Below are 1,106 nucleotides of genomic sequence, written 5' to 3'. Positions count from 1 at the left end.
GTCCTGGAGGACTTCGACGACCTGTCGGGCTACCAGGTCTATGCCTGCGGCGCGCCGGTGGTGGTCGATGCCGCGAAGCACGACTATGTCGCGCAGCGCGGCCTGCCGGAAGACGAGTTCTACGCCGACGCCTTCACCACCGAGGCCGACAAGGCCCTGCCCTGAGACACACGCGATGGAATCCATGAAAGCCAGACACTTCCTGCTGACCCTCCTGTCGGCCGCCACCCTGCTGGCCACCGGCCAGGCGAGCGCCCAACAGCGGCCGATCCGGCTGATCGTGCCCTATGCCGCGGGAGGGCCGATCGACGTCACGGCGCGGGTGCTGGCCGAGCGCGTCAAGGACTCGCTGGGCACGGTCATCATCGACAACAAGCCCGGCGCCGGCGGCAACATCGGTGCCGACGCGGTGGCCAAGGCCGCTCCCGACGGCCTGACCATCGGCATCGCGGCCACCGCCACTAACGCGGTCAATCCCTGGCTCTACGCCAGGATGCCCTTCAACGCCGCCACCGACTTCGCTCCGGTGACGCAGATGGTGCGGGTGCCCAACGTGCTGGTCATGAATGCCGAGACCGCGCAGCGCCTGAAGATCAACACGCTGGCCGACCTGATCGCCTACGCCAAGGCCAATCCGGCCAAGCTCAACTACGGCAGCGGCGGCAACGGCAGCGCCGGCCACCTGGCGGGCGAATTGTTCAAGAAGGAAGCGGGCATCTTCGCGGTGCACATTCCCTACAACGGCGGCAACCCGGCGCAGCTTGCGCTGCTGTCGGGTCAGGTCGACTTCAACTTCGACAACCTGGCGACCGCAGCGCCGAACATCCGCTCCGGCAAACTGAAGGCGATCGCGGTCACGACCGCGCAGCGCAGCAGCGCGCTGCCGGAGGTACCGACGGTGGCCGCCACGCTGAAGGGCTTCTCGATCGACACCTGGTGGGGCCTGGTGGCACCGGCCGGCACGCCGCCCGAGGTGGTCGCCAAGCTCAACCACGCCTTCGTCGCCGCGCTCGAATCGCCGGAGACCAAGACCCGCTTCGCATCACTGCTGGCCGAACCGGTGGCCAGCACGCCCGATCAGTTCGGCGCCTTCATGAAGAGCGAAC

The 1,106-nt window shown here is 68.0% G+C and carries 1 protein-coding gene and 1 pseudogene; both read left to right on the top strand.

The window, feature by feature from the left end; translation table 11 throughout:
• Positions 1–165: pseudogene (locus AC1D2K_RS35040) on the top strand (CDP-6-deoxy-delta-3,4-glucoseen reductase); the annotation flags it as partial.
• 19 nt (positions 166–184) lie between these two features.
• On the top strand, positions 185–1,106 hold a 922-nt coding region (locus AC1D2K_RS35035; RefSeq protein WP_478095070.1), incomplete at its 3' end, for a Bug family tripartite tricarboxylate transporter substrate binding protein.

This window comes from Variovorax sp. P1_H12_2 (assembly GCF_056405335.1).
This window is presented reverse-complemented; position numbering and strand designations above follow the sequence as displayed.